The sequence below is a fragment of the Gordonia otitidis NBRC 100426 genome, assembly GCF_000248075.1.
GTDB lineage: Bacteria > Actinomycetota > Actinomycetes > Mycobacteriales > Mycobacteriaceae > Gordonia > Gordonia otitidis.
In genome coordinates, this window is sequence record NZ_BAFB01000203.1 from 1 (window position 1) to 4,277 (window position 4,277).

The window sequence follows — 4,277 nt, forward strand, 5'->3', positions numbered from 1 at the left end:
ATCGTCGACAATCTCGGCGTGATCTCGAACGAGTTGCACGGCAAGTCGCAGATCATCAAGACCATGATGGACGGATTGGGCGTCCTGTTCGACACGCTCGAGACCAAACTCGATCTTCTCAAATCCGCTTTCGGCAACGGTGCCAAAGTCTTTCCGCCAATCGTCGACCTTTTGTCGAATCTGTTCGACCTGTCGCTCGGCGGTCACGACAACGTGTCGGCGCGCATCATGCAACTCGTACCCGACACCAACGAGTTCGCACGGGTGCTCGGCGCTCTGCCCACATTCCTGGCGACCGTGAACGCCTCGATGAGCCAGCTGGGATTCGACTCGACGTGTTCGCACGGGCAGGTGTCGCTGCCCGAAATGGGTCAGATCCTTCTCGGTGGGGGGAAGGTGACGCTGTGCCGGGCCTGAGCAGGATCTCCGACTTCGCCGTCCGTGACCAGGTGTCGCACCGCGCCGAAATGCTCTGGGCGGTCGGGATCGTCATCGTCATCGCGGTGCTCGTGGCCGTGTGTGGTGTCCTCTATCTCTCGCCGCCCGGGCGTGAGACGGTGCGCGCGGTGATGTCGGAGAGTGGCGGCATCAAGAGCGGCACCGAGGTCAGGATCGCCGGTGTCACCGTCGGCAAGGTGACCGACGTCGCCTTGTCCGACGACAAGGTCGACGTCACGCTCTCCGTCGACCGAACCGCCTTCCTCGGTGATCAGACCTCCCTCGACGTCCGGATGCTCACCGTGGTCGGTGGAGCCTATGTCGCGTTGCTGCCGTCGGGAAGCAAGCCCCTGGGGGACAGCGTGATTCCTGCATCGAGAACATCGGTGCCGTACTCGATCTCCGAGGTTCTCGACGCTGCGGCGAAGACTACGTCGGGTATCGACGCGCCCACCATGCGCGGAACCGCAGTGGCACTGACGAACAGTTTCGACGCCGCGCCCGGCGCCATTCACGGCATCATGTCCGACGTCGACACCTTGACCGAACTGTTCGACAAACAGCAGGAACAACTGAAGAGCGTTGCCGCCATCGGCAGCGAGTACACGACAGCCATGGTCGCCCAGCGGCAGACTCTCACCGAGATGATCGGTCGCATCCACTCGGTGCTACCGCTGATCATCGGGTACAAGGACCGCGGAATCATCACCTACGACGCTCTCGCCGAGTTGGTGCTCTACGTCGGTGACGTTCTCGGCGAGCCCTACCAGGTGCGGATCAAGCCACCGCTGCAGAAGATCATCGCGTCCGCGGGTCAGACCAGGGACATCGCCGCGAAGATGAGTGTGGCGATCACGCAACTGCGCGGCATCGCCGACAAGTTGACCCGCACCCTCCATCCCAACGGTGTCGCACTGGATTTCGGCGATCAGGTGATCGACGACAAGTCGATCTGCATACCGCTGGCGGGGCGCCGATGCTGAGGACTTCCGCCGCCATAGTGCGCGGCCGCCTGGCAGCCGTGGTCGTTGCCGTACTCGTGGTGGCGTTGCTCGCGGGTGGAGTGGTGTTCTACCTGCGATCGACGTCGAGCAACACTCGTGCGCTCTGTGCGCGGCTGCCCGATTCGGCAGGTCTCTACGCGGGCAACTCGGTCAACATCAGAGGTGTCACGGTCGGCAAGGTCACGTCACTCTCGCCGGAGAACGGCTATGTGACAGTGCACATGAAGGTCGACGACCGGCCGCTGGCATCGGACCTGAAGGTGGTCGCGATCAACAACTCGGTTCTCGCCGACCGCAGGCTCGAACTGGTAGGCGTCGACGCTCACGGCGGTGCGCAACTCGCATCGGATGCCTGCGTACCGCTGTCGCGTACCTTCACCCCCATCTCGGTCAGCGCCGCATTCCAGTCCTTCACCACGATGTTCAACGAGGTCGGTGGAGCCGGAACCGACACGAAGAAGCCTGTGGGAGAGCTCATCTCGACAGCATCGAGACAGATCAGCGGAACCGGCGGCGACATCAACCGGATCATCAAGAACATGTCGGGGCTCATGGCGCAGCCCGATGAGTTCCTCGCGTCGATGCGTTCGGTGTTCGACAATCTCGCCACACTCACCGACGTCACCACCGAGAACTGGGACGATCTCCGCGACATCGGCGTCAACTCGGCATCGCTGACGTTCATGATGGGCAGGCTCATCGAAGACTTCGTCTACATCTTCCACGGACTCTCGGAGGCGGCGCCCGGCATCGACGATCTGCTCGGTGACCTGCTCCCACCGCTACTCGACACCGCGGACATCGCGTCGCCGCTGATCGATCTCGGCATCGCGAAAACACCTGACCTGTTGGCCATCCTGCGCGAGATACCGGCGATCACCACCACGTTGTCGACGTCACTGCGCCGCTCCACACGAGGAATACCGGTGTCGGTGTCCGGACCCCGGGTATTGACCAAGACTCCGAGTAGCGCGGCACTGTGCGGAATGCTCAACAGAACTCGCGCGGGGAGCTGCGACCAACGCACCGGCCAGACGGCAGTGGTCGACCTGACCGACGTGGTGAGCAGTGCGCTACAGGGAGGTCTCGTCCGATGATGCGCCGTGGAATGTCTCTCGGATTGTGTGTGCTGGCGGTGGTGGCTGCCCTCGCGGTGGTTGCGATCGGGCGTGGTACAAATCCTGCCAATCTACTTCCCAAACTGACGTCCTCGTCGTCGGACTCGAAGACCATCTACGTCGACTTCTCGTCCGTGGTGAATCTGCCGCTCGGTGCGCGGGTCCTCTCGCGCGGCACGCAGATCGGCACACTCGAGTCCATCGCGCTGGTGCCCAACGCGGCCCGCCTGACCCTCGGGATCAAGCCCCAGGCACAGGTGCGTGTCGGATCGAAAGCCGAACTGCGACAGTCGACGATGCTCGGCGACATCTACGTCGCGCTGATCCCGCCCACCAGAGCCGATGCCGCCGTGATGCACGACGGCGACACCATCGGACTCCACGACACCGACCCCGGCCCACAGATCGAGGACATCATCACCAATCTCGCCGACTTCATGGCAGGTGGCTCGCTGATGCGGGTGCAGGAGTCGATCCGGAAGGTCAATGAGTCCGTCGACATCAAGGACGGGGACCTTCCCGCGGCATCGCGTGTCGGCGCGCAGGACATCAGCGATCTCGCTCGCGGCACCGATCACCTGAGTTCGATGATCGACACGCTCGATTCCGCGAGTCACGAGATCGCCTCCGACCCTCAGTTGCTCGCGTTGTCGATGGGCCCGCAGGGCCAGTTCGCCGTGGGCGCGGTCTTCGACGCGATCAGCGAGGGATTCAAACTCGTGGCGGGCTCGAGCGCGTTGGCCATCGGGCTGAGCTGGCTCACCCCGCGCCTGGCGGAGCTGAATCCGTTCCTGGAGAAGATCATCCCACTGCTGCGTAGCTACTCGGCGACCTCGACACAGTTCAACGGCAACATCGGCAAGGTCATCGACGTGACGAAGACGAAGTTGATTCCGTTCGCCGGTAACGGCGGAGTCTCCGTCGACAAGGTCACCGTCGGTGCAGACCACCGCGAGGTCACCCAATCGGTTGCGGCGGTGCTCCGCATGATCGGTGCACTCCGATGAAGGCGCGTTACGCGTTCTCGATCGTCGCGACCATCGCGGTGCTCATCATCGCGGTCGCCTACCTGTCGATGGGCGTCCTGAAGATGCGGGTGTTTTCCGACCAGACCACGGTGACCATCACCGCGCCCAAATCCAATGGACTGCACGCCGGGTCGGCAGTGCTGCTCCGAGGTGTCTCCATCGGCAGTGTGAAGTCGGTGTCCTACACCGGAAGTAATGACATCGAGGTCCAGATCGCCTACGACGCCTCGCACCGGATTCCGTCGAACAGCAAACTCGTGATCGAGAACCAGTCGATGATCGGGGAGTCGGGACTGTTCCTCATTCCGCCATCCGACGGACAGGCCGAGCCGATCAGGAGCGGACAGACCCTGACCGCCTCCGTCGTCGAGGTTCCCGCATCCGTGCCGGAACTACTCGGCTCGACCCAGACAATGCTCGATCAGGTGGACCCGACGCTCGTCAACGACCTCGTCGACACACTCGCGACCGCGCTGGCCGGCACCGAGGGCGACGTCGAGCGGCTCACTCCCGCCGCGCAGGTGCTGGCGGCGACGATGATCTACTCGCAGCCGGCGATCAAGAAGGTCATCGGGAATGCCACCACGATGCTGCAGGACGGCGCCTGGATCGGCCCCTCCCTGCGCCCCACCGCACCCCAACTTGTGTACGCCGGCACCAGCATTCGCGACGTCGTCACGGCGGTGAAG

4 protein-coding genes and 1 pseudogene are annotated in these 4,277 nt (G+C 63.4%); all 5 read left to right on the top strand.

Annotation, left to right across the window (positions count from 1 at the left end):
* Positions 1-417, top strand: a pseudogene (locus GOOTI_RS19855) (MlaD family protein); the annotation flags it as partial.
* A complete protein-coding gene (locus tag GOOTI_RS19860) occupies positions 405-1,421 on the top strand; it encodes an MlaD family protein (RefSeq protein ID WP_007240404.1) in 1,017 nt (338 codons plus the stop codon). The pseudogene GOOTI_RS19855 and the gene GOOTI_RS19860, both read left to right, overlap by 13 nt.
* Positions 1,415-2,539, top strand: coding sequence for an MlaD family protein (locus GOOTI_RS19865; protein WP_007240405.1), 1,125 nt, complete (start codon positions 1,415-1,417; stop codon positions 2,537-2,539). Before GOOTI_RS19860 ends, GOOTI_RS19865 begins: the two co-directional genes overlap by 7 nt.
* Positions 2,536-3,567 (top strand): MlaD family protein, encoded by a 1,032-nt coding sequence (locus GOOTI_RS19870; RefSeq protein WP_007240406.1) that lies wholly within the window; start codon positions 2,536-2,538, stop codon positions 3,565-3,567. Before GOOTI_RS19865 ends, GOOTI_RS19870 begins: the two co-directional genes overlap by 4 nt.
* Positions 3,564-4,277 (top strand): MlaD family protein (locus tag GOOTI_RS19875; RefSeq protein WP_007240407.1); only part of this gene is annotated, 714 nt, incomplete at its 3' end. The genes GOOTI_RS19870 and GOOTI_RS19875, both read left to right, overlap by 4 nt.

Bases quoted from the DNA above. Each gene is read 5' to 3' on its own strand.
- GOOTI_RS19865 (WP_007240405.1), top strand. From the start codon at position 1,415: ATGCTGAGGACTTCCGCCGCCATAGTGCGCGGCCGCCTGGCAGCCGTG.
- GOOTI_RS19870 (WP_007240406.1), top strand. From the start codon at position 2,536: ATGATGCGCCGTGGAATGTCTCTCGGATTGTGTGTGCTGGCGGTGGTG.